Annotated in this window: 17 protein-coding genes and 1 pseudogene; 14 read left to right on the forward strand and 4 right to left on the reverse strand. The window is 41.4% G+C overall.

Annotation, left to right across the window (positions count from 1 at the left end):
• Nucleotides 1–3: 3 nt before the first annotated feature.
• From HMPREF0556_RS03075 to HMPREF0556_RS03100, 7 genes and pseudogenes are all read left to right on the forward strand, one after another.
• Entirely contained in the window at nt 4–432 is a 429-nt protein-coding gene (locus HMPREF0556_RS03075; RefSeq protein WP_003755405.1) for a YolD-like family protein, read from the forward strand.
• A 199-nt stretch (nt 433–631) separates the two neighbouring features.
• Nucleotides 632–742, forward strand: a pseudogene (locus tag HMPREF0556_RS13295) (YneF family protein); the annotation flags it as partial.
• A gap of 1016 nt (nt 743–1758) precedes the next feature.
• Nucleotides 1759–2397 (forward strand): hypothetical protein, encoded by a 639-nt coding sequence (locus HMPREF0556_RS03080; RefSeq protein WP_003755408.1) that lies wholly within the window; start codon nt 1759–1761, stop codon nt 2395–2397.
• A gap of 406 nt (nt 2398–2803) precedes the next feature.
• Nucleotides 2804–4555: an ABC transporter ATP-binding protein gene (locus HMPREF0556_RS03085; RefSeq protein ID WP_003755410.1), complete on the forward strand. Its 1752-nt coding sequence runs from the start codon at nt 2804–2806 to the stop codon at nt 4553–4555.
• Nucleotide 4556: 1 nt separating this feature from the next.
• Entirely contained in the window at nt 4557–6353 is a 1797-nt protein-coding gene (locus HMPREF0556_RS03090) for an ABC transporter ATP-binding protein (RefSeq protein WP_003755412.1), read from the forward strand.
• 72 nt (nt 6354–6425) lie between these two features.
• Complete coding sequence (locus HMPREF0556_RS03095) at nt 6426–6908, forward strand: CcdC family protein (protein WP_040486425.1); 483 nt, start codon at nt 6426–6428, stop codon at nt 6906–6908.
• A gap of 156 nt (nt 6909–7064) precedes the next feature.
• Complete coding sequence (locus HMPREF0556_RS03100; protein ID WP_003755416.1) at nt 7065–7568, forward strand: hypothetical protein; 504 nt, start codon at nt 7065–7067, stop codon at nt 7566–7568.
• A 15-nt stretch (nt 7569–7583) separates the two neighbouring features.
• Here HMPREF0556_RS03100 and HMPREF0556_RS03105 read toward each other — a convergent pair whose 3' ends face one another.
• Complete coding sequence (locus tag HMPREF0556_RS03105; RefSeq protein WP_036106557.1) at nt 7584–8195, reverse strand: lysophospholipid acyltransferase family protein; 612 nt, start codon at nt 8193–8195, stop codon at nt 7584–7586.
• Nucleotides 8196–8301: 106 nt separating this feature from the next.
• On the opposite strand from HMPREF0556_RS03105, the gene HMPREF0556_RS03110 reads away from it, so the two are divergent.
• The 7 genes from HMPREF0556_RS03110 (at nt 8302) to HMPREF0556_RS03140 (ending at nt 20073) form a co-directional block, all read left to right on the forward strand.
• The gene (locus tag HMPREF0556_RS03110; protein ID WP_040486426.1) at nt 8302–9429 is read left to right on the forward strand and encodes an exonuclease SbcCD subunit D; all 1128 of its coding nucleotides are present in this window, start codon (nt 8302–8304) and stop codon (nt 9427–9429) included.
• Nucleotides 9426–12491, forward strand: coding sequence for an AAA family ATPase (locus tag HMPREF0556_RS03115; protein WP_003755421.1), 3066 nt, complete (start codon nt 9426–9428; stop codon nt 12489–12491). Before HMPREF0556_RS03110 ends, HMPREF0556_RS03115 begins: the two co-directional genes overlap by 4 nt.
• A gap of 156 nt (nt 12492–12647) precedes the next feature.
• A complete protein-coding gene (locus HMPREF0556_RS03120) occupies nt 12648–15845 on the forward strand; it encodes a DEAD/DEAH box helicase (protein ID WP_139028042.1) in 3198 nt (1065 codons plus the stop codon).
• 5 nt (nt 15846–15850) lie between these two features.
• Nucleotides 15851–16270 (forward strand): general stress protein, encoded by a 420-nt coding sequence (locus HMPREF0556_RS03125; RefSeq protein ID WP_036106561.1) that lies wholly within the window; start codon nt 15851–15853, stop codon nt 16268–16270.
• Between the two features lie 158 nt (nt 16271–16428).
• The gene (gene acnA, locus HMPREF0556_RS03130) at nt 16429–19137 is read left to right on the forward strand and encodes an aconitate hydratase AcnA (RefSeq protein WP_003755426.1); all 2709 of its coding nucleotides are present in this window, start codon (nt 16429–16431) and stop codon (nt 19135–19137) included.
• Between the two features lie 121 nt (nt 19138–19258).
• A complete protein-coding gene (locus tag HMPREF0556_RS03135; protein ID WP_139028044.1) occupies nt 19259–19480 on the forward strand; it encodes a hypothetical protein in 222 nt (73 codons plus the stop codon).
• A 17-nt stretch (nt 19481–19497) separates the two neighbouring features.
• On the forward strand, nt 19498–20073 hold the full coding sequence (locus tag HMPREF0556_RS03140) for a DNA-3-methyladenine glycosylase I (RefSeq protein WP_003755430.1): 576 nt from the start codon (nt 19498–19500) through the stop codon (nt 20071–20073).
• A 30-nt stretch (nt 20074–20103) separates the two neighbouring features.
• Here the strand turns inward: HMPREF0556_RS03140 and HMPREF0556_RS03145 are convergent, their stop codons facing one another.
• The 3 genes from HMPREF0556_RS03145 to adhE all read right to left on the reverse strand — a co-directional run bounded on the left by HMPREF0556_RS03145 (nt 20104) and on the right by adhE (nt 24834).
• Nucleotides 20104–21168, reverse strand: coding sequence for an ABC transporter permease subunit (locus HMPREF0556_RS03145; RefSeq protein ID WP_003755434.1), 1065 nt, complete (start codon nt 21166–21168; stop codon nt 20104–20106).
• Nucleotides 21165–22085, reverse strand: coding sequence for an ABC transporter ATP-binding protein (locus HMPREF0556_RS03150; protein WP_040486428.1), 921 nt, complete (start codon nt 22083–22085; stop codon nt 21165–21167). Before HMPREF0556_RS03150 ends, HMPREF0556_RS03145 begins: the two co-directional genes overlap by 4 nt.
• Nucleotides 22086–22233: 148 nt before the next feature.
• A complete protein-coding gene (gene adhE, locus HMPREF0556_RS03155; RefSeq protein ID WP_040486429.1) occupies nt 22234–24834 on the reverse strand; it encodes a bifunctional acetaldehyde-CoA/alcohol dehydrogenase in 2601 nt (866 codons plus the stop codon).
• Nucleotides 24835–24929: the final 95 nt, after the last annotated feature.

A 24929-nucleotide genomic window follows, 5' to 3' on the forward strand; every position in this document is an offset into this window, starting at 1 on the left:
AACATGGAAGATATTTTCAATTTATCCAGCCAAGACACTTACACGGACAGAGGAATGCTAAAATACAATGGATTTATTCTAAAAGAACATAGGGACACACTGAAAGAGTTTGAACGCCTATACGCTTTAGTAGACAAGCCTGTCATAGACGAGCAAGCCATGCAGGAGAACTTACAGGCGCTCAAAGAAGCGCATGCGGATAACAGAGGGGTAACGGTCAAAGTGTTCCAGGAAGCTAATTTAAGGGACTATTTGACGGTCACAGATAGGGACAGCGTACTATTAAGAGATTACGAGGGAATGGGAGAGATACTAACGTTAGAATGGGCGGTGCCTGTTTACTTTGAAACCGATAGCCAAATGGTTCAATTTGAATTACCTGTAGAGGTTATGGAGAGAATAGCCTTTGATGATATTTTGGAAGTGTATTAAAGTAAAAAAATCAGCAAATTTTGCGAGTGAAAAGGCAGCGCATTGACAAAATTTTTTTATTTGATAAAGTTTCCTTACTGACGTATTTATTAAATAAGTCTTTTTGATTAAACCATCTGCATGGATTTACCCAATAATTAGCAGAATTTTATAATTTGATTAAAACGTGAAAACGGTTGGTATAACTGGATTTTCGCTTATTTTGATGGCACAAATGGGTCAAAAGCCATCTCAAAAGAAAATCAACCAAATGATGAGCGCAATGAACAAACAATCAGCCCAAGCATCAACGAAGAAAAAATCGAAGTAAAAAGCTGTTTTGATCGTTTCCAAACATTTGAGGTATTATTATAAGTAGCTATTTTAGACTAGATACTAGTGGAAAAGAAACTAAATAATACGACGCATTTATCACATATTATTTAATTATCTATAGAAATTCCCTTTCTAATGACACGTACCAAAGTCATGGAAAGGGTTTTTTGTTATTATCGGAAATTTCCTACTAATTTTAATGATAGTTAGACAAATTTATAAACCGCTGATAAGAAACGATCTTAACTTGAAATAGAAGAAGCTTTCTAAGCATAAATCAATGGAATTTAATTCATTATAAGGAATTTGTATAAGATATTAAGAAAGAACTGATCCATAAGTACGCCATAATATCGTCACATTTGGAAAATAATTATGCTCATGAAAACCTAGTACCCTTTAAAAAATAACAATGAGTAAATAACGGCTAATTTATTCAAATATAGCGCTTATGAAACAATTGATCATTCTCTTTTTTGACATTTTGAAATAAAAGTTTTACGTGTTGAATCAAAATGAACCCCCTTATTATGCGAAAACACAGTTACAAATATATCTTTTTGTAACACATGACTCCTTTTTAAAAATTTTTTTCTATATGCATGAAAGTTGCATAAAATTACATTTGGCTAAACCGAGCAGAGAGTGGGGTATTAAAAAGAAAACGGTTAGTAGTCTATAAAGTCAGAAAATTGAGAATGTAAGGGCGACCAAGAGCGGAAAAAACCTTGCAACTCACTTCATTGAATTAATAGCTGGAATAATCAGAATTTAATATCAAGGCTTACTATTCATCTGCTTGAATATTCGATTTACAAAGGCTTTACAAAATCTATAAAAAATAAAAACGTTTAAACTATTGGTATCAAAGGGTTTAGAAGTGCTTTTGTCATGCAAAGTTACAAAGTGTGCAAGATGTAACGGAGGTCTTGTAAAGTTTCCGTAAATCCGTATACTTAGAAAAGGCTGGAAGGAATACCAGTGGAAAAATACCGAGGGGGCAACAATAAAATGAAAAAAGTTTTGATCCGAGTTTTTATTACTTTAGCACTGACAGTAGTGATGTTCGTTGGGGGAACATACGTCGCAGATGCTGCCAACACAATCTTACATGGTAAGGAAGACAAGATTCAACAAATTAACGCAGTATTAGATTCCTTAGACGGAAAACTTACTAGTAAAGTAAAACAAGTAAATGATTTAAACACACAAGTAAGTGACCTGCAAACACAAATCCAAACGTTAAAAGCGAACTACAACACTGCACAAGCAAACTACACACAATATCAACAACTATATGATGTGAAATCACAACAATATGATCGTGATATGCAACAAAAAAATGTAGAATTACAACAAAAAGATGTGCAAATTCAACAAAAAATCGCTGAAGGTCAACAACAAGTGGCTCAAATCCAAACACAGCTAAACGCCAAACAATCCGAATTAGATGCAGCTAACCAAAAATTAGGTACACTAAATCAACAAGTTTCTGATTTGACAAGCCAAAAAAATACATTGACAGCACAATTAGCGGACAAAGATAAAAATCTAAGCGACATCACTGCTAAATATGAAAAACTAAAAGCTGATGTTGACAACACTGCGTCCCATGCTGCACAAGTCCAAAACAATCATTCCAACGATTGATTTTACAGAAACCTACTTGCGTTCCTATGCAAGTAGGTTTTTTTGTGGGCAAAAACAGGATTAGAACTTGAGGGAAACTCAAGTTCTTTTTCTTTATTTTGAATTTTTTTGAAAAATTTAATTTTTCTTATTGTAATTTTGTTTTAGATACGATAGAATAATATCGTTGCGAAAAATAAGAAGGAGGTATGGAAAATGAATTTACTACGAGGAAAAAATTCAGCAAAACATTATTATCAGCTATTATTCTGTCCATTTTCTTTCCATGCCTATGGGATGCTTCCTTAGGGAAAAAAGTGTCTTCTTATTGCATAGTATATAAAAATTGGATAAATGATATTTGATAATAATGGACTTAGGTTAATGTCCATTATTTTTTATTTGTCCAAAAAAGGAGGGAACGGGCTTGAAAATTTTTAAGGAGCTGAGTTGGTTTTTTAAGGAAAGGTGGAAACATTATTTATTAGGCGTGAGCATTTTATTCATGATTTCTCTACTCCAATTGATTCCTCCGCAAATCATCGGGATAACGATTGATGCGATTACTCAGCAGGTGATCACTTCCAAAAAATTATTTAATTGGATGCTGATCTTAGTTGTTACTGGTATTTTCACTTATCTGGGAAGGTACGTATGGCGGAACATGATCTTTGGTTCTGATAATCGTTTGCAGCGGACATTGCGACTGCGACTGTTCGAGCATTTTACAAAAATGTCGCCGTTTTTCTTTCAACGTTATCGTACGGGGGATTTAATGGCGCATGCGACGAATGATATCAATGCGATCCAACAAGTGGCGGGAGCAGGTGTGCTTCAGTTAGCGGATTCTGTATTGACCGGCAGTACAGTCATTATTACGATGGCAATCACGATCGATTGGCGACTGACGCTGATCGCGCTTCTCCCGATGCCGTTTATGGCGCTTGGGAGTTCGATGCTGGGAAGACGGATGCACGCGCGCTTTCACAAGGCGCAGGAATCTTTTTCAAGATTAAATGATAAAACGCAGGAAAGTATTTCCGGAATTAAAGTAACACGCACATTTGGTCAAGAAAAAGAGGATGTTCAGGACTTTAGCAATCAAGCGGAAGTGGTCGTGAAAAATAATGTTTCGGTTGCAAAAGTCGATGCCTTATTCGAACCGATGATTTCTGTGATCGTTGGGATCTCCTTTGTATTATCTATCATTTTTGGTTCTAAGTTTGTAGTGGATGGTTCTTTGACGATTGGACAGGTCATCGCGTTTACGAACTATTTATTCTTATTGATTTGGCCGATGTTGGCGTTTGGCTTTTTGTATAATGTCATCCAACGCGGAAGCGCTTCTTACGACCGGGTCATGCATTTGTTGAATGAAAAAGAGGATATTATTGAAGAAGAAGGGGCAATCACAACCAAGCCTTCTGGAGCGATTCAAATGAATCTGGAAAGGTTCACATATCCTGATGAAAATGAAGCTGTTTTGAAAGCGATCGACTTTATACTTCCAGCTGGCGGGACGCTTGGGGTCGTTGGGAAAACAGGCGCCGGGAAGACGACATTATTGAAGCTATTGATGCGGGAATTTGATGACTACGAAGGGGAAATCAAAATTGGCGGGAGATCGATCAAACAATACTCGTTGAAAGCACTTCGAAGTTCGATCGGCTATGTTCCGCAAGATCAGTTTTTGTTTTCGACAACGATTGAAGGGAATATTCGTTTCGGGAAACCAGAGGCGTCACATGAAGAAGTAGAGCAGGTTGCTGATCTAGTGGCCGTCCATGAAGATATAGTCGGATTTGAGCAAGGTTATCAAACTGTGGTCGGGGAGCGCGGGGTTTCACTTTCCGGTGGACAAAAACAACGCTTGGCGATTGCTAGAGCTTTGATTTTAGATCCAGAACTATTGATTTTGGACGATGCTCTCTCTGCGGTTGATGCAAAAACCGAAGAGCAGATCCTGCATAATCTTAAAACAACGCGTACTGATAAAACCACGATAATCGCGGCTCACAGACTTAGTTCAGTCGAACATGCCAATGTCATTATTGTTATTGATGGTGGCCGGATCATTGAGCGCGGGACGCATTCGGAACTTATGGCGCAAGATGGTTGGTATGCCGAAATGTTCCGTAATCAGCAGCTTGAACAATCTTTAGAGAAAGGGGGCGAATAAAATGGAGAAAACGGTAGAAGAGCTGGAACTGACGACGATGTCAGGAAAAGAGCATCGATATGTCATCAAACGAATGCTTAGCTACACGAAATATCATATTCCACTATTGATCGTTATCATGGTACTGGTTTTATTAGCGACAGTGGCAGATGTTTTTGCGCCGCTTGTGATCAAGACGTTTTTGGATGATCATTTAACAAAATTGGATATTTCGACAAAAATTATTTTGATTTTTAGTTTTGGCTATTTCGGTATTATCTTGGGACAATCGATCATTCGATATTTTCAATTATTCCTTTTTCAAAAAATTGCTTTTAAGATCATCAAACAGATGCGGGTCGATATTTTTTCGAAATTACAGTCGCTGGGAATGCGTTATTTCGATAAAACGCCGGCCGGAAGTATTGTTTCGCGGGTGACGAATGATACGGAAGCGGTCAAAGATATGTTTATCGATGTTCTATCTACTGCGATCCAAAGCTTCTTCATGCTGATCGGTATCTATGCGGCAATGTTTGCGCTGGACGTGACATTAGCACTTTATAGTCTGATCGTCTTCCCATTGATTTTGTTGATCATCTTTGTTTATCGGAAGTACAGTTCCAAATTTTACCGAGCACGTCGGGAGAAGCTGAGTCAGCTAAATGCCAATATCAGCGAGTCGATCTCCGGGATGTCGATCATTCAGCAGTTTAATCAAGAAAAACGGCTGACAAGTGAGTTTGAGGAGATAAATGCGGATTACTATAACGTAAGTTTAAAAAACATCAAGTTCAATGCGCTCTTACTTGGGCCTGCGATCGATCTGCTCTATGCTTTCGCAGTCGTAGTGATATTAAGCTTCTTCGGTGTTAACGCGCTTACAGGCACTGTAGCGATCGGGATGATCTATGCCTTCATATCTTACTTTGACCGCTTTTTAGAAGCAATCTATGCAGTTATGGAGCGGCTGGCGATCTATCAAGAAGCAATTACCTCGGCAGCACGGGTTTTTCGGGTCATGGATGAAAAAGAAGCGGCGCCGAAACAGCTGGAAACTTCAGAAAACCGTATCAGTGCCGCTAAAATCGAGTTCCAAGATGTTTCTTTCGCCTATGACGGACGAAATGATGTCCTCAAGCATATCAGTTTTACCGCGGAACCTGGGCAGACTGTTGCCTTAGTCGGGCATACTGGTAGTGGGAAAAGTTCGATCATCAATCTAATGATGCGCTTTTATGAGTTTGAGCGTGGCGAGATTTTGATTGATGGCAAGTCGATTCGCTCCTATCCGATCGCAGAACTGCGCAAGAAAATGGGATTAGTCTTGCAGGACAGTTTTATGTTTTACGGAAATGTTAAGGACAACATCCGGCTTTACAATAAAAATATCTCTGATGAAGAAGTCGAATCAGCAGCAGAATTTGTTCAGGCGGATAAATTTATCCAAACGTTAGATGGGAAATATGATCATAAAGTGATTGAACGGGGCGCTTCGTTTTCAAGTGGACAAAGACAACTGATCTCCTTTGCTAGGACGGTGGTGACCAATCCGCAGATCTTGGTGTTAGATGAAGCGACTGCCAACATCGATACAGAAACAGAAACACTGATTCAGACAGGACTTCAAAAAATGCGGAAAGGGCGTACAACGATCGCGATCGCGCATCGATTATCGACGATCAAAGACGCAGACCTGATTCTTGTGCTTGCAAAAGGAAGCATCATCGAAAGCGGGACACATGAGAGTCTCATTGGCGAAAAAGGTGTGTATTATTCGATGTATCAGCTGCAAAAAAGCGGAATGGATATCGAATAGCTCAATTTTGTGTTTTTCTTGAAAAACGTATATAATAAATGGCGGAATTGAATTGCATAGGGAGGAATGATTGTGTCATTACTTGTATCAATCATCATAACATTTATTTTCGGGACAGGAATCATCTTTATTCGGATGAAAGCATCGAAACGCCCGGCAAATGTAAAAGGTATCCTGATTCCGCCAATTATGATGTCAACTGGCGCATTGATGTTTGTGATCCCGTATTTTTGGGTGACGACGCTTGATATTATCGAAGCGGTGGTTCTAGGATTGATTTTCTCAGTTATTTTGATCGCAACGACAAAGTTTACAGCGAAAGATAATTTTATCTATATCAAGAGAACCAAAGCATTTCCCATTATTTTGATGGCACTACTTTTGATCCGAATCTTTATCAAATACTGGATCAGTGGCAGTGTAGATGTCAGTGAATTACCAGGGATGTTTTGGATCATGGCATTTGCGATGATTGTTCCATGGCGAATTGCCATGTATTACCAATTTAAAGCAGCAGAGCGCCGACTTTTAACAACTGGAGAACTGACGAAATAATGTTGTAATCATTTAGTAAAATGTTTATAATATAATAAGTTACATCGCGAGTAACATATGAAAAATCAGCACGTGTAATGGCGAGAGTTCCCTACTGACGCGGCCAGTAAAATAGGCAGACTCCCAAGACACCGCAAACCAAGGAGGAATTTAGCAATGAAAAAATGGCTCGTAGCAGCCTTTACTCTACTATTAGCAGTAGCTTTAGTAGCGTGTGGTTCCGGCAATGATTCAAACAAGGACAAATCGAAAAGTGTTTCTAAGACAACCGTGTTAGACTACTACATGAACCTTTCTGATAAAGTCAGCGACAAAGTACATGATCTAAGCGCTTATCAAAATATGACTGGGCTAGATCCAAAACCTTCGGAAGCAGATCTTAAAAAAGCAGCTAAACCAGCTAGCGAATCTGCACAACAAGCAAGCGATGAACTGAAAAAAGAAAAAGTTCCCGCGAAGCTTGGTAAATATCAAAAAGACCTGCAAGCAGGGGTAGATCAATTAGCGGAAGGCTATGCCGATGAAGCAAAAGCATTGCAAACGCCTAAGCGCGATACTGCTGCAGCAGATAAGAAATTAGCTGAAGCTTCTTCTAAGATCGGTAGCGTTCTTGAAAAAGCTGGTCTTAGCAAATCCGATATTTTAACAGACGTACATTAATAAGAAAAACGGATATCATTTTTTGATATCCGTTTCTTTTATTTCTGCTCGTAATTTCGTAAATGTTTCCATCAATGCTTGTGACTTTTCTTCTAATATTTCTTTTTGTTCTTGTTCTGTGGATTCAAAATCGATCGCATCACCAAAACGAATGGTGATTTTTTTGCGTTTTAGCAGTTCTTTCACTGTTTTTGGACCCTCATATACTGCGGGTAGCATTGGAACGCCTGCTTTGTAGGCAATCGTCACAGCACCTCTTTTTAACTGGATATTACTGGTATTGCGTGTGCCGCTTGGAAAGATACCTACCACTTTCCCTGAGCGAAGCAGCTTGATTGGCGCTTTGATAGCACTTGGTCCCGGCTTTTCGCGGTTGACTGGAAAAGCTCCTAAATGGAGGAGGACCCAGCTGAACACTTTGTTCTTAAAGAGTTCTTGCTTCGCCATAAAATAAATCTGCTGCGGTGTGAGCGCACGGCCCAGATAGAGGATCTCGATCCAAGTCGAATGCGGAGAGACGACAACAAAAGGACCTTCAATGATTTTCTCTTTGTTTTGTATACGAAAATGGCCGCCGATAAGAAATAAAATGACGGCAACAACGCCTTTGGCAAATTTATAAAACAAAATCTTCACTCCCAAAATTGACTAATCTTTGTTACTATTAAGTATACTGAAAAAACACGGAATTTGCATTAAAAACTTCTAGTTTGGAATAGAAAAGAGGATGAACATGAAAGTTTTACATACAGCCGATCTGCATTTAGGTAAAATCGTTGCCGGCGTGTCGATGCTTGCGGAGCAACGAGAGGTATTGAAACAAATCACGACCATCGCGCTCGAAGAAAAAGTAGATGCTATCATCGTTGCAGGTGACCTTTATGATCGTTCGATCCCGCCTACAGACGCGGTAGAGTTATTAGATGAAGTGCTGCAGACTTGGAATGTAGAACATCGCTTTCCGATTTTAGCGATCAGTGGCAATCATGACAGTCAAGAGCGGCTTGCTTTCGGCTCGACATGGTATGAAAATAACAAGCTGTTTTTAAAGGGGAAATTGACAAATAAGATGCAGCCGATCGAGCTAGATGATACGCAATTTTGGCTTGTTCCTTATCATGAACCGGCTCAAGCAAGAGAGATTTTTCAAGATGATGCTATTCGCAGTCATGAAGATGCCATGCAGCGTGTCGTTGCGGAAATCAAGAGAAACTGGGACCCGACGAAAGCACAGGTATTGATTGGGCATGCTTTTGTTGCCGGCGGAGTTCCAAGTGATTCCGAACGTCAACTGGCAATTGGGAATGTCGACCGTGTCGCGACCCAATTCTTTGAAGCGTTTACGTATACCGCGCTTGGTCACTTGCACCACCCACATGCAATCAAACATCCGACCATCCATTACAGCGGTTCGCCGCTCAAATATTCCTTCTCCGAGGCCGAAGATCATAAAAGCGTCCGGATCGTCGAATGGGATGCAGAAGGGCTGATCTCTGTGAACGAACGCGAATTAACGCCTGTCCACGATATGCGGATATTGACAGGGACATTGGAAGCACTCACGACTCATATAGATGGTTCCCCGGAAGATTATTTACAAATTCGTTTGCTAGACGCTGGTGCGTTGATCGATCCAATTGGAAAATTACGCGCCTTTTATCCGAATATCTTGCACTTGGAACGTGTGAAGCCAAGACTTGAAAAGGCGAAAAAAGAAGCTTTTAAAGAAGTGATCCAAAAGGACGAACGTGATTTATTCCAGCAGTTCTTCCATTATACAACGGGAGAAACATTATCGGCTGATCAAAACGAGGTCTTAGAGGAAGTTATTGCCGAAGTCAGAGGAGCGGATGAAAATTGAAACCTTTAAAATTAACGATGCAGGCTTTTGGCGCATATGCGGGTAAAGAAACAATTGATTTTACGGAACTACAGCACGAACAGATTTTTATCATTTCCGGAAAAACGGGAGCAGGTAAATCGACCATTTTCGATGCGATCAGTTTTGCGATCTTTGGTAAAAACAATACCAGCGATCGTGATGGAATCTCCATGCGAAGCCATTATGCGAGTGCGGACGAACTGACAGAGGTGAGTCTTCTTTTTAAATTAGGAACACGGATCTTCCGAATCGAACGAACACCCCAACAGGAGATCACAAAAAAACGCGGTGAGGGTACACGTACCGTCAACCAAAAAGCGGTCTTATATGAAATCATGGATGGCGAAGAAAAACTGCTCGCCAGTGCGATTCGTGATGTCGATAGCAAGATCAGTGAACTCATGCAGCTGACAGTCGATCAGTTCCGCCAGATCTTGATGATCCCGCAAGGCGAATTTCGCGAACTGCTGACATCAGACAGCAAAGAAAAAGAAGCAATCTTACAGCGGCTAGCACACACCTATATTTATAAGCAAATGGAAGATAAGTTATGGGAAAAAGAGAAAAAATTGGCAGATGAGATCCAGCAAAAACGTCAAGCGGTAATATTGCTTGCAGAAAATGGATTAGATGAAAAGGCCATGCTCAGCGGGATGACGACTGAGGAAATCAGCCAGCAATTTCAAACAGAGATCAGCCAAAAAGAAGAAGAACAGATCGAGAGCGAACTGCAGTTGAAAAAAGTGCGGAAAGAAGCAGATGAAGCTGCAGAAAAATGGACACTCGCAAAAAATATCCAAACGGATTTTCAATACTTAGAACGATATCAAGCAGAATTAGCGCAATTCGAGGCTAAACAAGAAGCAGTCGAGTCTCAAATCCACACCCTACAGCGTGCCAAACAAGCACTGCGCCTCCAATCTCAAGATGCAAACTGCATACAGCTCAAAGCAAGGCTTACAAAACGGGAACGTGAACTAGCTGAGATCGAACGCGAACTAGCCGAAGCGACCACACGTTTGCAGACGATCCGGAAAGAAAGCGACGCTATCGAAGCTAAAGCAGGTTGGATCGAAGAAAGACGCAAAACGTTCTATTATTTGGAAAATCTAGAACCAAAAATCATAAAATGGGAAGCTTTAAAAACCAAGGCAGAAGACGAGCAGTTGGCAAAGTTAGCAGCAGCTTTAGAACAGAATGCGCAGCAAATCAAAGACCTGGAGCAGCAAAAAGCGGGATTTGATCGGCAAAAAGAACAGCTTGTGGATGTGGAAATAAACCAATTAAAGCGGGCAAATGAAAGTGCACAACAGGAACGTGAATTAGAAATTTGGCGTCAAAAAAAACAGCAACTTGCGGAATTAACCATTTACAGAGAAAAGCAAGCCTCAACTCTGGGGCAACTAGCTGCCTATGAACAGCAATTAGCACCGCTGGAAGAACAGGTGGAAGCGCTAGAATCCCAGCAAAAAAATCAGCAAGCCGCCGTCTTAGCCGGTCATCTGCACGAAGGAGAAGCCTGCCCAGTATGTGGTTCCACTACGCATCCAGAGCTAGCCGTTTTCAGCAACGAAGTGGATCTGGAATTACTGGCACAAACACAAGAAGATTTACAGCATTTGCAGAGTAAAAAAGAACAATTAAAGGCGGAAAATCAACAAATAACCTGGCAAATGAGCCAATTGACACGGGAAGAGCTGCCAAATGCAGAAGAAATAAACGCCAACATCGCCAGCCTTACTGAAGCCTTGCAAAAGCTTGCTTCTCAAGCCGCCGAAGCTGAGAGGATGCTACAGACCAAGCAAACACTTCACTTGGAAATAGAGAAAGCGATCGCTGCCCAGCAAGAACTAGAACAGACCATTACGAAACAGCAGCAAAGCTATGAAACGCTCAAACAGCAAAGCGAACAAATAGCCGCCGAACGAACTTTCTTGGAACAGGAAATACCAGCAGAATACCAAAATCTACAAAAGTTTCAACAAGAAAAGCAGCAGCTACAAGAACAGATCGTCAGCCATGATAAACAAGCAAAACAACTGCAAGAAGAACTTCACAGCATAATAGAAGAAGTTAGCCGTAAAGATGCTGCGAAAGGCAACGTGAAGCAGGATATGGCACGCACGCAGCAAGAATTGGACGAAGAACGTGCAAGTTTCAAGCAATTGCTAAAAGAACAAGAATTTGCTTCGTATGACGCTTATAAGCAAGCGTCACTTACCGATGAGGAAATGGACAAACTCGAAAAGCAGATCCAAGCTTTCCAAAATGACTTTGAAATCGCCAAATCAAGGTATCAGGATCTATCGACTAAGCTCGCAAATACAACTTATCCGGATCTAGATCACTTAGAAGAAGTCTGGCAAGAGAAACAACAGCAAAGGGAACGTTTGGAAGAGCAGACCGTGAAACTTCGTGATCGCCTGACTTTCAAGCGAGAGAACTTCCAACGTTTTGAAAAAGAAATGCACCATGTTGCTAAACAAGAGCAGAAATATGCTGAACTCGGATTCTTAGCAGATACGGCACGAGGGAAAAATGAACGCAAACTCACTTTTGAACGTTATGTGCTAGGAGCTTTCCTCGACACGATCATCGAACGAGCTAATCTGCGTCTTGCAAAAATGACAGGTGGCAGATTTCAGCTCAGCCGCAAACTGGACCGTTCTAAGGGGAACGCACAAAGTGGACTCGAATTAGAAGTTTATGACGCATATACAGGCTATATGCGCCATGTGCGAACGCTTTCGGGAGGTGAAAGCTTTAAAACCTCTCTTGCGCTGGCACTTTCCCTGGCAGAAGTCGTTCAAGAGATGGCTGGGGGAATCTCCTTGGAAACGATGTTTATTGATGAAGGATTTGGCACATTAGACCCCGAATCACTCGAAATGGCTGTAGAGTGCCTACTAGAAACACAAGAGAGCGGGCGCCTAGTCGGAATTATTTCCCATGTGCCGGAACTGAAAGAACGTATTCCAGTTCGGTTAGAAGTCACTGCCACTAATCACGGTAGCACGACGGAATTTATTCATATGCTTTGATAAGAAATGCTTCGTAAAATGGATGATGCTAATTGCGGTTTTTACTGCCTAAAAAAGCATTTTCCGTGATACGGAGCGTTTTTTTGCCTTATCATAGCAACTGCCTGCGAGTTGTTGTATAATGATATATTAGAGTAAGAGAGAAATAGAGGAGGAATTTCAGTGTATATTTCACTTGAAAAACAAATGATCCCATATAGTATCAAGCAAAAGGGACGGGCGCTGTTCAAAGAAAATGCGATGACTGCATTTCGCGTGCCTGAAGATTCTTCCATCTATAAAACGATGTTTACAGATCACGAAACGGTCAAAGACGATAATAACGGGAATTATCACTGCAGCTGCCAGACATTTGCCGAAAAGCAGTATTGCGAACATGTTTATGCCGTTTCTCTGCAGATAGAAGAAGAAAATCAGCAGAAAAATAAAATCAATTTTAAAAACCGTATTTTACAGCAAGAAGCCGCGACACTTTTATCTTTATTTCAAGAAAATCTATCCGCACATTATGACAGCGGGGCATCACAAAAGAAAAAGCTCCATGTCGGTTATTTTCTCCGGCTGAAAATCGAAGAGGATGGTACCAGTCTGTCACTTGAGATCAAAGTTGGGACAGAGCGTGATTATGTGGTGAAAAATATCAGTAATTTTGTTACAGCCGTTGATAAACAGCAATTAGTCAGCTTTAATAAAAATTTCACTTATGATCCTAACGAATATTACTTTTCCGAAAAAGACCAGCAGATTCTCCAGCATTTATTCCAAATCAGTAAAGTAGCTGAAATGTATGATACCGATACGATCTATTGGAGTAAGAGTTATGAGGAAGAAAAACAGTTGATCATCCCGCCGACATTCGCGACCGAGTTGTTGCAACTGTTGGACGGGCAAGATGCTTCTTTGACAGTGATGCGTGATAAAGAAGCCTTATTCAAATATAACCGTATCGTACTTGAAACGACAAAACCAGATTTTACCTTTAAATTAAATAAAGATAGCGAAGCTCACTACATTTTGGAAATGGAAGATGTTCAGCAGTCGATCTTTTTAGAAAGCTACCGTCTGCTTTTTTTGGATGGAACTTTCTACGCGCTATCTACTGAGGATTGGCAGGCGCTGCAACCGTTTATTTCTTTTCAACATATTACGAAGAATGAAATCGTACAATTCAGCGAACAGCAGCTTAGCGAAGTGATCTCTTACGTGCTTCCGAGTTTGCAAAAGAGCGGCGAACTAGAGATCGACACAGCGATTCAGGATCGTTTGGTGAAAAGACCGCTGGAAATCGAAGTGCATGTTCAGAAAGTGGAGAGACAGCACACTGTTGACATTGCTTATCACTATGGCGAGCAAAGTTTTCATCCCTTCCAAATCGAGGAACAGTTGGAAAATCAAGCCGCGATCATCATTCGCGATGTGGAAAAAGAGACGCATTTTATGCAGATCATCGAGAATGCGCCGCTGCATATCTCTTCTAATCAGCTAGTCGTGGATGATAAAGAAGCATCTTATTACCAGTTCTATGCACGTACAGTCCCGGCTTTATCAGCGCTTGCGGATGTTTATTTGGACGAAGAATTAGAAACACTGGTAGAAAAAGATGTACTGCCGACAACGACACTCGATGTTTCGACAGAACTCAATTATTTATCGATCGCTTTTGATTTCAAAGGGATCGATCCAGTAGAAGTCCCGGATATCTTAAATGCGATCCGCGAACACAAAAAATATTATCGCTTGGAAAACGGTCATTTTATTTCGCTAGAAGAAGAGCGCTTCAAACAGATGGAACGAATCTTGACATTGATCGATATTCGTAAAAAAGATTTGACTACGGAAGTTCACGTCCCGCTTTATCGCGGACTACAGATCTATGACACGATTGCCAGTACTCCCAATGAAAATCGAAAGTTCACACGCAGTTTCAGACATTTGATTGAAGACATCACGGCATTTCAAGAGGAGATTTTCACATTGCCAACTAATATCCAAGCAGAACTGCGAGATTATCAAATCGTTGGTTTTGAATGGATGAAATCATTGGCAAAATATCAATTGGGCGGGATTTTAGCTGATGACATGGGACTTGGAAAAACCCTACAGACGATCACTTTCTTAGCATCGGAGATCGAGGGAGCGGAGGCGCTTGACCCGATCCTTATCGTTACCCCAGCATCGCTTTTATACAACTGGCAAAATGAATTTGAGAAGTTCGCTCCAGCTTTAAAGGTGCAGATCATTGACGGCAACAAGCAAAATCGGGAAACGATCATCGCGAATCTAGAATCAAATGCGGTTTATTTGATTTCTTATCCTTCGCTGCGGCAGGATATCACCTCTTTCCAAGAGCATACTTTTTCGTCTGTTATCCTAGATGAATCGCAAGCAGTGAAAAATTATCATACAAAGACATCACAAGCTGTTCGGGCGCTTCATCGCTATCAAACTTTTGCACTCAGCGGGACGCCACTGGAGAATAATCTAGATGAGTTGTGGACGATTTTTCAAACCCTAATGCCGGGATTTTTCCCCTCACTACGAAAATTCAAACTGTTGGAAAACGATCAGATCGCCCGTATGATCCGTCCATTCTTGTTAAGACGAATCAAACAAGATGTGCTTAAAGAGCTACCCGATAAGATCGAAACGAATTTATACTCTGAATTGACCGAAGAACAAAAAGTCGTTTATCTGGCATACTTAGAGCGAATCCAAACAGAACTTGCCCAGGATGATGAAACGAACCGGATGAAATTGCTAGCCGGATTGACGCGCCTTCGCCAGATATGTTGCGATCCAACTTTATTTGTCGACGGCTATCAAGGCGGTTCCGGGAAATTACTCCAACTGCTGGATACGATCCAAACAGCAAGAGAAAATGGTAAGCGGATGCTGATTTTCTCCCAATTTACAAGTATGCTTGGTATTATCCAGTCTGAGCTGAAAAAAATTGGCATGGAATATTTTTATATGGACGGCCAAACACCTTCTAAAGAACGAGTGAATTTAGTCAATGCGTTCAATGAGGGAGGAAAAGATATTTTCTTGATTTCCTTGAAGGCTGGTGGAACAGGACTTAACTTGACGGGTGCGGATACCGTGATTTTATATGACTTATGGTGGAATCCGGCAGTGGAAGAACAAGCAGCTAGCCGTGCTCACCGTATTGGACAAAAAAATGTCGTACAGGTTATAAGAATGGTCGCAAAGGGTACAATAGAAGAGAGGATCTTCGACTTACAGAAGAAAAAACAAGCATTGATCGACGACATCATCCAACCAGGCGAAAAACTCCTGAATACACTTTCCGTCGATGAATTAAAGGCCTTATTATTAGAAAATAGGAAGGAATGATCCGTATGAAACCATGGCAAGTTTACACCGTATTAGATATTCAAACCGCAAAAACCACCATTGAGAATTTGATTGCAGAAGGCTACGACAAAGAAGATATCTCGTTGCTTGTCAAATCTTCCAATGAAGAAATCAATGCGTTTATTGAAGCGGAAAATATTTCCTTGGAACATCCAGTAAATGAAAATGCGTTTGGCGTTATTTCAGGAATCTTACAATCTTTAAGCGGAGGTTTGGTTATCCCGCAAGTTTATAATCCTGATTACGGCGCTCTATATGCAGCTGGTCCATTCGCCAAATGGTTTTCCAAGACAGATGATAAGACTGTCAGAAATCTGTTAGAAGATTTTGATCTAACCGAAGAACAAATCGATTCTTTTATCCGTAATCTTGACGCCGGTAATTTACTTATATTAGCGCGATGAGCAATGGATTAGCTGAAAATCTACCTTTTGAGGTAGATTTTTTTGTATAAGTAAAACTTATTGATTATTTCTAAAAACAATTAGTTTACTTATCAAAGATATTTAAGTAAAATAAAAGATGTACTCGCAACCGTTTCGAGAATAAGGAGGAAGCGAAAATGCCTAAATGGAAAGAAAAAGCGAAGTCATCCTTTGAATTGCATAATAAAACGTATCATTATTATCAACTAAAAAGTGTAGAAGACGAACTGAATACGAAGATCGACAAACTACCCTATTCGATTCGGGTATTACTGGAATCGGTCATTAGACAGTCAGACGGAAAAGTGATCCAAGATGGTCATGTCGAAAAGCTAGCGCTATGGCAGCCAAAAAAAGAAAACAAGGGGGAAGTTCCATTCAAACCAGCGCGCGTGATCTTGCAGGACTTTACCGGAGTTCCGGCAGTCGTGGATCTGGCGTCACTGCGAAAAGCGATGGCAGATATTGGCGGCGATCCAGAAAAAATCAACCCTGAGATTCCTGTTGATCTCGTGGTCGATCACTCCGTCCAAGTAGACAGTTACGCGACGCCGGAAGCACTACAAATCAATATGAATCTGGAATTTGAGCGCAATATGGAACGCTATCAATTTTTAAATTGGGCGCAAAAAGCATTTGACAATTATCGCGCAGTCCCACCAGCAACTGGCATCGTGCATCAAGTCAATCTGGAATATCTGGCGAACGTCGTAAATGTGTTGGAAAAAGACGGGGAAGTTACAGCTTTTCCAGATACATTAGTAGGAACAGATAGCCATACGACCATGATCAATGGCCTTGGCGTACTTGGTTGGGGAGTCGGCGGAATCGAAGCCGAAGCAGGAATGCTTGGACAGCCGTCTTATTTCCCTATCCCAGAAGTCATTGGTGTCAAATTAACAGGCGCATTGCCTAACGGCGCGACAGCAACTGATTTTGCTTTGAAAGTCACCCAAGCACTGCGTGAGAAAAAAGTAGTGGGCAAATTTGTGGAATTTTACGGACCAGGTGTTTCCGAACTACCACTTGCGGACCGGGCAACAGTAGCCAACATGGCTCCAGAATATGGTGCGACCTGCGGCTTTTTCCCTGTGGATAAAGAGGCGCTTACTTACCTGCGTTTAACTGGCCGTTCTGAAGAACAGATCGATTTAGTTGAAAAATATCTAACAGCAAATGATCTATTTTTCACTCCAGATAAACCAGAGCCGTCCTATACGGATACGCTCGAAATCGTTCTATCTGATATTGAACCTAACTTAGCTGGACCAAAACGTCCACAAGATCTAATCCCGCTTTCAAAAATGAAAGAGACTTTCCAACAATCGATCGTAGCTCCAAGTGGTAACCAAGGCTTCGGTCTGGAAAAGACTGATTTAGACAAAGAAGCGGTCGTGAAATTTCATAACGGCGATGAAGCAGTAATGAAAACCGGATCGATCGCGATTGCTGCAATCACAAGCTGTACCAATACATCCAATCCTTATGTTATGCTCAGTGCCGGTTTAGTGGCTAAAAAAGCTGTAGAAAGAGGCTTAGAAGTTCCTAAATTCGTTAAAACATCATTAGCGCCGGGCTCTAAAGTCGTAACTGGCTATTTGGAGAAGGCCGGTTTACTGCCATTCTTGGAGAAACTAGGCTTTGACTTGGTTGGTTACGGTTGTACAACGTGTATCGGTAATTCCGGTCCTTTAAAAGAAGAAATCGAAACCACTATTCAAGATAACGATTTGCTGGTTTCTGCTGTATTAAGTGGGAACCGTAATTTTGAAGGAAGAATCCATGCTTTAGTAAAAGCGAACTTCCTCGCTTCACCACCGCTTGTCGTTGCCTATGCACTTGCTGGGACAACAAATATCGACTTGCAAGGTGAGGCGATCGGCTACGATCAAAATGGCGAAGCAGTTTATCTGAAAGATATTTGGCCGGCAACAGATGAAGTAAAAGCATTAGTAGAAGCAACGGTCACACCAGAACTTTTCCGTGAACAGTATGAACATGTCTTTACAGAAAATGAAACGTGGAATGCGATCGAAACTACAGACGAACCGCTTTATCAATGGGATGATGCTTCTACCTATATCGCTAATCCGCCATTCTTTGAAAACCTAGCGAAAGAAGCAGGTAAGGTAGAAGCATTGAATGATTTGCGTGTAATTGGAAAATTTGCTGACTCTGTCACGACGGACCATATTTCTCCAGCCGGAGCAATCGGAAAAGATACTCCCGCTGGTCAATATTTACAGTCACGCGACGTGAAGATCCGCGATTTCAACTCGTACGGTTCACGCCGAGGGCATCATGAGGTAATGATGCGCGGAACCTTTGCCAACATTCGGATCAAAAATCAGATTGCTCCTGGAACAGAAGGCGGGTATACGACTTATTGGCCGACAGAAGAAGTGATGTCAATCTATGATGCATCCAGATTATATCAGCAAACAAACACCGGGCTTGTCATTTTGGCTGGCGATGATTATGGCATGGGTTCTTCCCGTGATTGGGCCGCGAAAGGTACTAATCTACTAGGTATCAAGACAGTTATCGCGAAAAGCTATGAACGTATCCATCGTTCCAATCTCGTAATGATGGGTGTCTTACCACTTCAATATCAAGCGGGGGAAGATGCCGATTCACTTGGATTGACTGGAGACGAAACGATTCATGTCGCAATCGATGAATCTGTTCTGCCACACGATCTTGTTGCAGTAACAGCAGTAAAACCAACTGGTGAAAAAATACAATTTCAAGCAGTTGTCCGCTTTGATTCCGAGGTGGAGATCGATTACTATCGACACGGCGGTATCTTACCTATGGTATTGCGCGGCAAGTTGAGCGAAGCCTAAATAAAAGTATGACCCAAGCTATTAATCGGCTTGGGTTTTTGCTTGCATAGCAGGAACAAACGTTCTATAATGAGAGTAAGAAATACATATTGAGAGGATGTGCCTCGCTTTGAGGACCAGAGTGCTTCTTTTAGGTATAACGATACTTGCCGGCATACTTAGTGGTTGGGCATTGATTTGGAGAGGCGTTCCTGTTCTCGCATCCATACCGATTTGGGCGCGTCTACTTTTTTTGGCAGCCTGTATCGGCATAGCCGTTATGGAATGGAAAGGGCGCTTTATCTGGGCACTAGCAGGTTTGTTTTTCGCAGTTGTGATCAGTGTCTTATATGTTTTTGACTAATAGAGTGGAGTGAGAAAATGACAGAAGGAACGATTTGTACATGGGCACAAAACGATGAAGTAATGGAAGCTTACCACAATACCGAATGGGGATTCCCAAGTTACGATGACAACTATTTATTTGAGTTGCTTAATTTAGAAGGTGCGCAGGCTGGTCTCTCCTGGAAAATAATCTTACATCGGAGACACGCCTATCAAGAAGCTTTTTTCGGATTTGATATTGATCGCTGTGCTGCCATGACTGATGAAGAAATTACCGAGATCCTGCAAAATCCAGGGATTATCCGTAATAAACTGAAAGTAAATGGTGTACGAAAAAATGCTAAAAGTGCGCTTCGTGTACAAGCAGAGTTTGGCAGCTTAGCAAATTATTTCTGGCAGTTTACTGACAATAAGCCAATCGTCAATCATCGGAAAAGCGATAAGGAGCTCCCGGCAAAAGATGAGTTATCAGAGAAAATCAGTAAAGATCTACGAAAACGCGGCTTTACCTTCGTTGGTCCGGTCATCATTTATTCCTACTTGCAGGCGATCGGCATCATTGACGATCATGTGACGACCTGTCCTTATCATACCGATAATCGCAGCAAATAAAAAAGAGTCCATATATGGACTCTTTTTTTGTTACGTTAAAGCAACATCTCGTTTTTTGAAGATATAGAAGCTTAATCCGAGAATAATAACGGTATAGATCGCTAAGCCGACTAATGCCTGCCAAAAATCAAGATTGCCGGGAATCTTATCTCCAATAGCATAATAATTAATGTTCAGCAGGTTGAAAAATACCCACTTGATCCATTCGTATTTGCCGATCGCGATTTGTAAGATCCCTCCTAAGATATTGCTGGCAAACATCACACCTAAGCCAACACCGATCGCTAGCGCTTGCGAGCGAATTACAGATGAGAAGAAGAAGGACAAGCTTGCGTATACGATCATCAGTACAAAGGAGATCGCAATCGAGCGAAGTGCGATATCAAAAGCACTTAATGAGCCTGTGTAAGTTGCCATTGGCAGGAACGCTGATTGATGTGGCAGCATAAAGGAACAGAGGTAGCTGACGACGATCAAGATAATGAGCGTTACAAGTCCATATAATAAAGTCACGATCAATTTAGATAACAGGATCTGACTACGGGAATAAGGACGTGTCAATAACAGTTTGATCGTTCCACCTGAGAATTCCATTGCTACCATCATGCTGCTCATGATCACGACTAAAACTAAGGCTATAAAACTCATTCCACCTAAGTTAGAGAAGAAAGAAGCACTTCCGTAACCGCTAGGAACATCAGGCGTTTTGCCTGCATCCGCATATCCTTGATAATAATCGATCTCTTTTTGAAGTGTTTCGCGCTCTTCTTTACTAGAAACAGCCGTTTTTTGTTTTTTTAGTTCGGTAACAGAGTCTTTAGGAGACAATATTTTTTCTTTATAGGCACTTGATTTACTATCAGAGAGCGATTGGTACTGTTCTTCGGAAATCGTGCTGCCGTCACTAGATTGATAAACGATCACGCCGTTTTCTGAAGTTGTAACACCGTCTTCTGCTGAATTTCCTAACATATTGGAAAGGGAAAGGAGCAGGATAGCAGAACCAATAATAAAAACAATTAAAATTAATTGCAAAATCCATGAAGATTTACGCGCCATTAGTTTGCGCCATTCGTTATTTACTAAAGCCATCATTGTTGAGTACCCCCAGTGCTTGTTAATTCTAAGAATCGTTTCTCTAGTGAAGCCTTTATTTTCACGAATTCCAAAACATCGACATTAGCGTGGATGAGGTTGCGGACCAAGTGAACGCTTTGTTCGTGAGTCAACTCGATCTCAAACTGATTGTTTTGCTGATTGATGATCTTAATGCCGCTATCTTCAAGCAGCGAAGCAGTGATCGCGGGATTAGTCACTTCCAGCAGATAGCTGATGTGATTTTCATCCGTCAATGAAGCAATATCTTCAATATGTGTTACAATACCTTGATTGATGATCGCAAAACGTTGGGTGATCTGTTGGATCTCGCTGAGTAAATGGCTAGAGATAAGAACAGAAGTACCGTTTGCTGCTAACTGCGTAATCAAATCGCGAAATTCAGCCATCCCTTGTGGATCAAGTCCATTGGTCGGTTCGTCCAAAATCAAGAGGCCAGGGGAGTGGATAAGCGCCTGTGCTACACCTAGACGTTGACGCATCCCAAGGGAATAGGTCTTTACTTTTTTTCTAATAGCAGGAGTAAGCTTGACCGTTTCCACGATGCGCTTTAATTCGTCATCGGAGATTTTTTTTCGGCTCATCCTTGCAAATTGTTTCAGATTATCCCAGCCGCTCATGAACTTGTAAAATTCAGGGTTTTCAATGATCGCGCCGACATTAGAAATCGCGGATTTAAAATCTTTTTTGATATTTTTTCCAGCGATCCATACCTCTCCTTCAGACATTGAGATCAGTCCGACAATCGAGCGGATGATAGTAGTTTTTCCGGCACCGTTTGGTCCGAGAAGACCAAATACCTCGCCTTTATGTACGTCGAAGGAAATATCTTGGATAATCTTTTTCTTACCGATTTTTTTGGATATTTGCTTGACTTGTAAAATAGGTTGTTCCATAGTAGCCCTCCTTATGTAGTATGTTTTCAGTATAACAATTAATATTGGGAAAATCATCTGTCAATAGTATAAGAAAAGTATAAGTCCTAAGACGTAAAAAGGCTGGAGACGATTATTGTCCCCAGCCTTTTTACAAGTGGCACTTAGATCAAACGCCTTTATATGCTTCTTGATAGATTGCTTTTAGTTCACTTACAAGTGGTTGTTTTGGATTGGCAGTTGTACATTGATCCATGAAAGCACGGTCTGCCAAAGTGTCTACCACTGCATCGAAGTCTTTTTTATCGACATTTTGTCCTTTTAGACTCATATCGATGCCAACATCTTTTCCAAGTTTGATGATCGCGTCAACTAATGATCTTACCCCTTGTTCTGTCGTTGCGGCAGGCAAACCAAGGATGCGAGCGATTTGTGCATAATCTTCGTCTGCTTTGTATGATTCGTATTTAGGGAACAACGCATGTTTTTTCGGTTTAGTTGCATTGTAGCGAATAACATGGGGCAGTAAGATCGCATTGGCACGGCCATGCGGAATATGGAATTCTGGCCCGATCTTATGCGCCAAGCTGTGATTAATGCCAAGGAAAGCATTGGCAAATGCCATTCCGGCAAGGGCAGAGGCGTTATGCATGCTTTCGCGAGCATCTGGATCGGCTTTCAATACTGAGTTGCGTAAGTTTTCAAAGACTAACTGTACGGCACGGATCGAAAGTCCTTTCGTATAATCGCTTGCCATTACAGAGACATAAGATTCGATCGCATGTGTCAGTACATCCATTCCGGTATCTGCAGTGATATGTGCAGGAACAGTTGTGACATATTGTGCATCTACAATAGCTACGTCAGGTGTTAATGAGTAATCAGCTAGTGGATATTTGATATTATTTTCTTTATCTGTGATAACAGCAAATGGTGTTACTTCGGAACCTGTTCCGCTGGTAGTAGGGATAGCAACGAATTTTGCTTTGTCACCTAATTTAGGATATTTGAAAGTACGTTTGCGGATATCCAAGAATTTTTGTTTTAATCCGAAGAAGGAAGCTTCTGGGTGTTCGTAGAATAACCACATACCTTTCGCTGCATCCATTGCAGAACCGCCACCAAGGGCAATGATCGTGTCGGGTTTGAAGTCGCGCATCAATTCCGCACCTTTATAAACAGTCACATCGGATGGATCTGGTTCAACATCAGCGAACACTTGATAGTCTACTTGATTGCTACGTTTTTTCAGATGTTCGATGACAACATCGACATATTTGAATTGTACCATTCCCGGGTCAGTTACGATAAAAACACGTTCGACACCTTCCATTTTTTGCAAGTATTGTGTGGAGTATTTTTCAAAGAAAATTTTAGGTGGTAATTTGAACCATTGCATATTATTTCTCCGATCAGCAATTCGTTTGACGTTTAGAAGATTCGTAGCACTAACATTTTGAGAAACAGAGTTTTTGCCGTAAGATCCACAGCCAAGCGTTAGAGAAGGAATGAAGCCGTTATAGATATCGCCGATTCCGCCTTGTGCAGAAGGTGCATTCACAATGATCCGGCAAGCTTTCATGCGAAGGCCAAATGCTTTTTGAGCGGCTTCATCTGTGGAGTGGATAACTGCCGAGTGTCCTAGACCACCGAATTCAAGCATCGCTTCTGCTAGATCGAATGCTGCTTTTTGGTCTTTTGCTTCCATAAATGCAAGTACTGGACTTAGTTTTTCATGAGATAGCGGATAATCACTGCCTGCACCTTTGATTTCAGCAATAAGGATCTTGGTATCTTCAGGAACGCTGAAGCCAGCTTGTGCTGCGATCCAAGCAGGAGATTTACCAACAACATCCGGATTTAAAGTTCCTTTTTCAGGATTGATCACATAGCTTTCTAATTTTTTGAATTCCGCACCTTTAACGAAATAGCAGTTGTTGCGAGTAAATTCTTCTTTTACTTCTTTAACAACTTCCTTATCCACGATAACGGCTTGCTCAGAAGCACAGATCATGCCTTGGTCGAATGTTTTAGAAAGGATCAGGTCGTTGACTGCACGTTTGATTTTTGCCGTTTTATCGATGTAAGCAGGTACGTTACCAGAACCAACGCCTAGAGCTGGCTTACCAGTAGAATAAGCGGATTTGACCATTCCTGGTCCGCCTGTTGCAAGCACTAATGCAACTTTTTCGTGATTCATAAGTTGTTTGGTAGCTTCGATCGATGGTGTCTCGATCCATTGCACACAGTGTTCCGGAGCGCCTGCTTTTACAGCTGCTTCATAAACTACTCTTGCAGCTTCAGCGGAACATTTTTGAGCGCTTGGATGGAAAGCGAAAATGATCGGGTTACGTGTTTTGATAGCGATGATCGCTTTGAAAAGAGTAGTAGATGTCGGGTTAGTTACCGGTGTTACACCAGCGATAACGCCAACCGGTTCTGCGATCTCGATCACGCCGTTTTGTTTATCTTCATGGATGATGCCGACTGTTTTGTTTGTTTTGATGCTATTCCAGATGTACTCAGTAGCGAAGATGTTTTTGATACATTTGTCTTCGTAAAGACCACGTCCTGTTTCTTCAACTGCCATTTTTGCAAGTGGCATATGTTGATCAAGTCCTGCTAATGCCATTGCGTGCACGATGTTGTCGATTTGTTCTTGTGTGTAAGTATCAAATGCTTTCAACGCCTGTTGTCCATTTTCTGCTAGTTGGTCGATTGTTTGCTGTACTGCTAAAACTTCTTTTTGGTCGGTTTCTTTTACTGCCATGATAAAGTCCTCCTTATTTTTTCGGGTCATTCAATGTCCCTGTGTTACAATAAACGTCCCGATAGGTTTAAAAAAATAGGCTTTGCCTGCATGCA

The organism is Listeria grayi DSM 20601 (assembly GCF_000148995.1).
GTDB classification, from domain to species: domain Bacteria; phylum Bacillota; class Bacilli; order Lactobacillales; family Listeriaceae; genus Listeria; species Listeria grayi.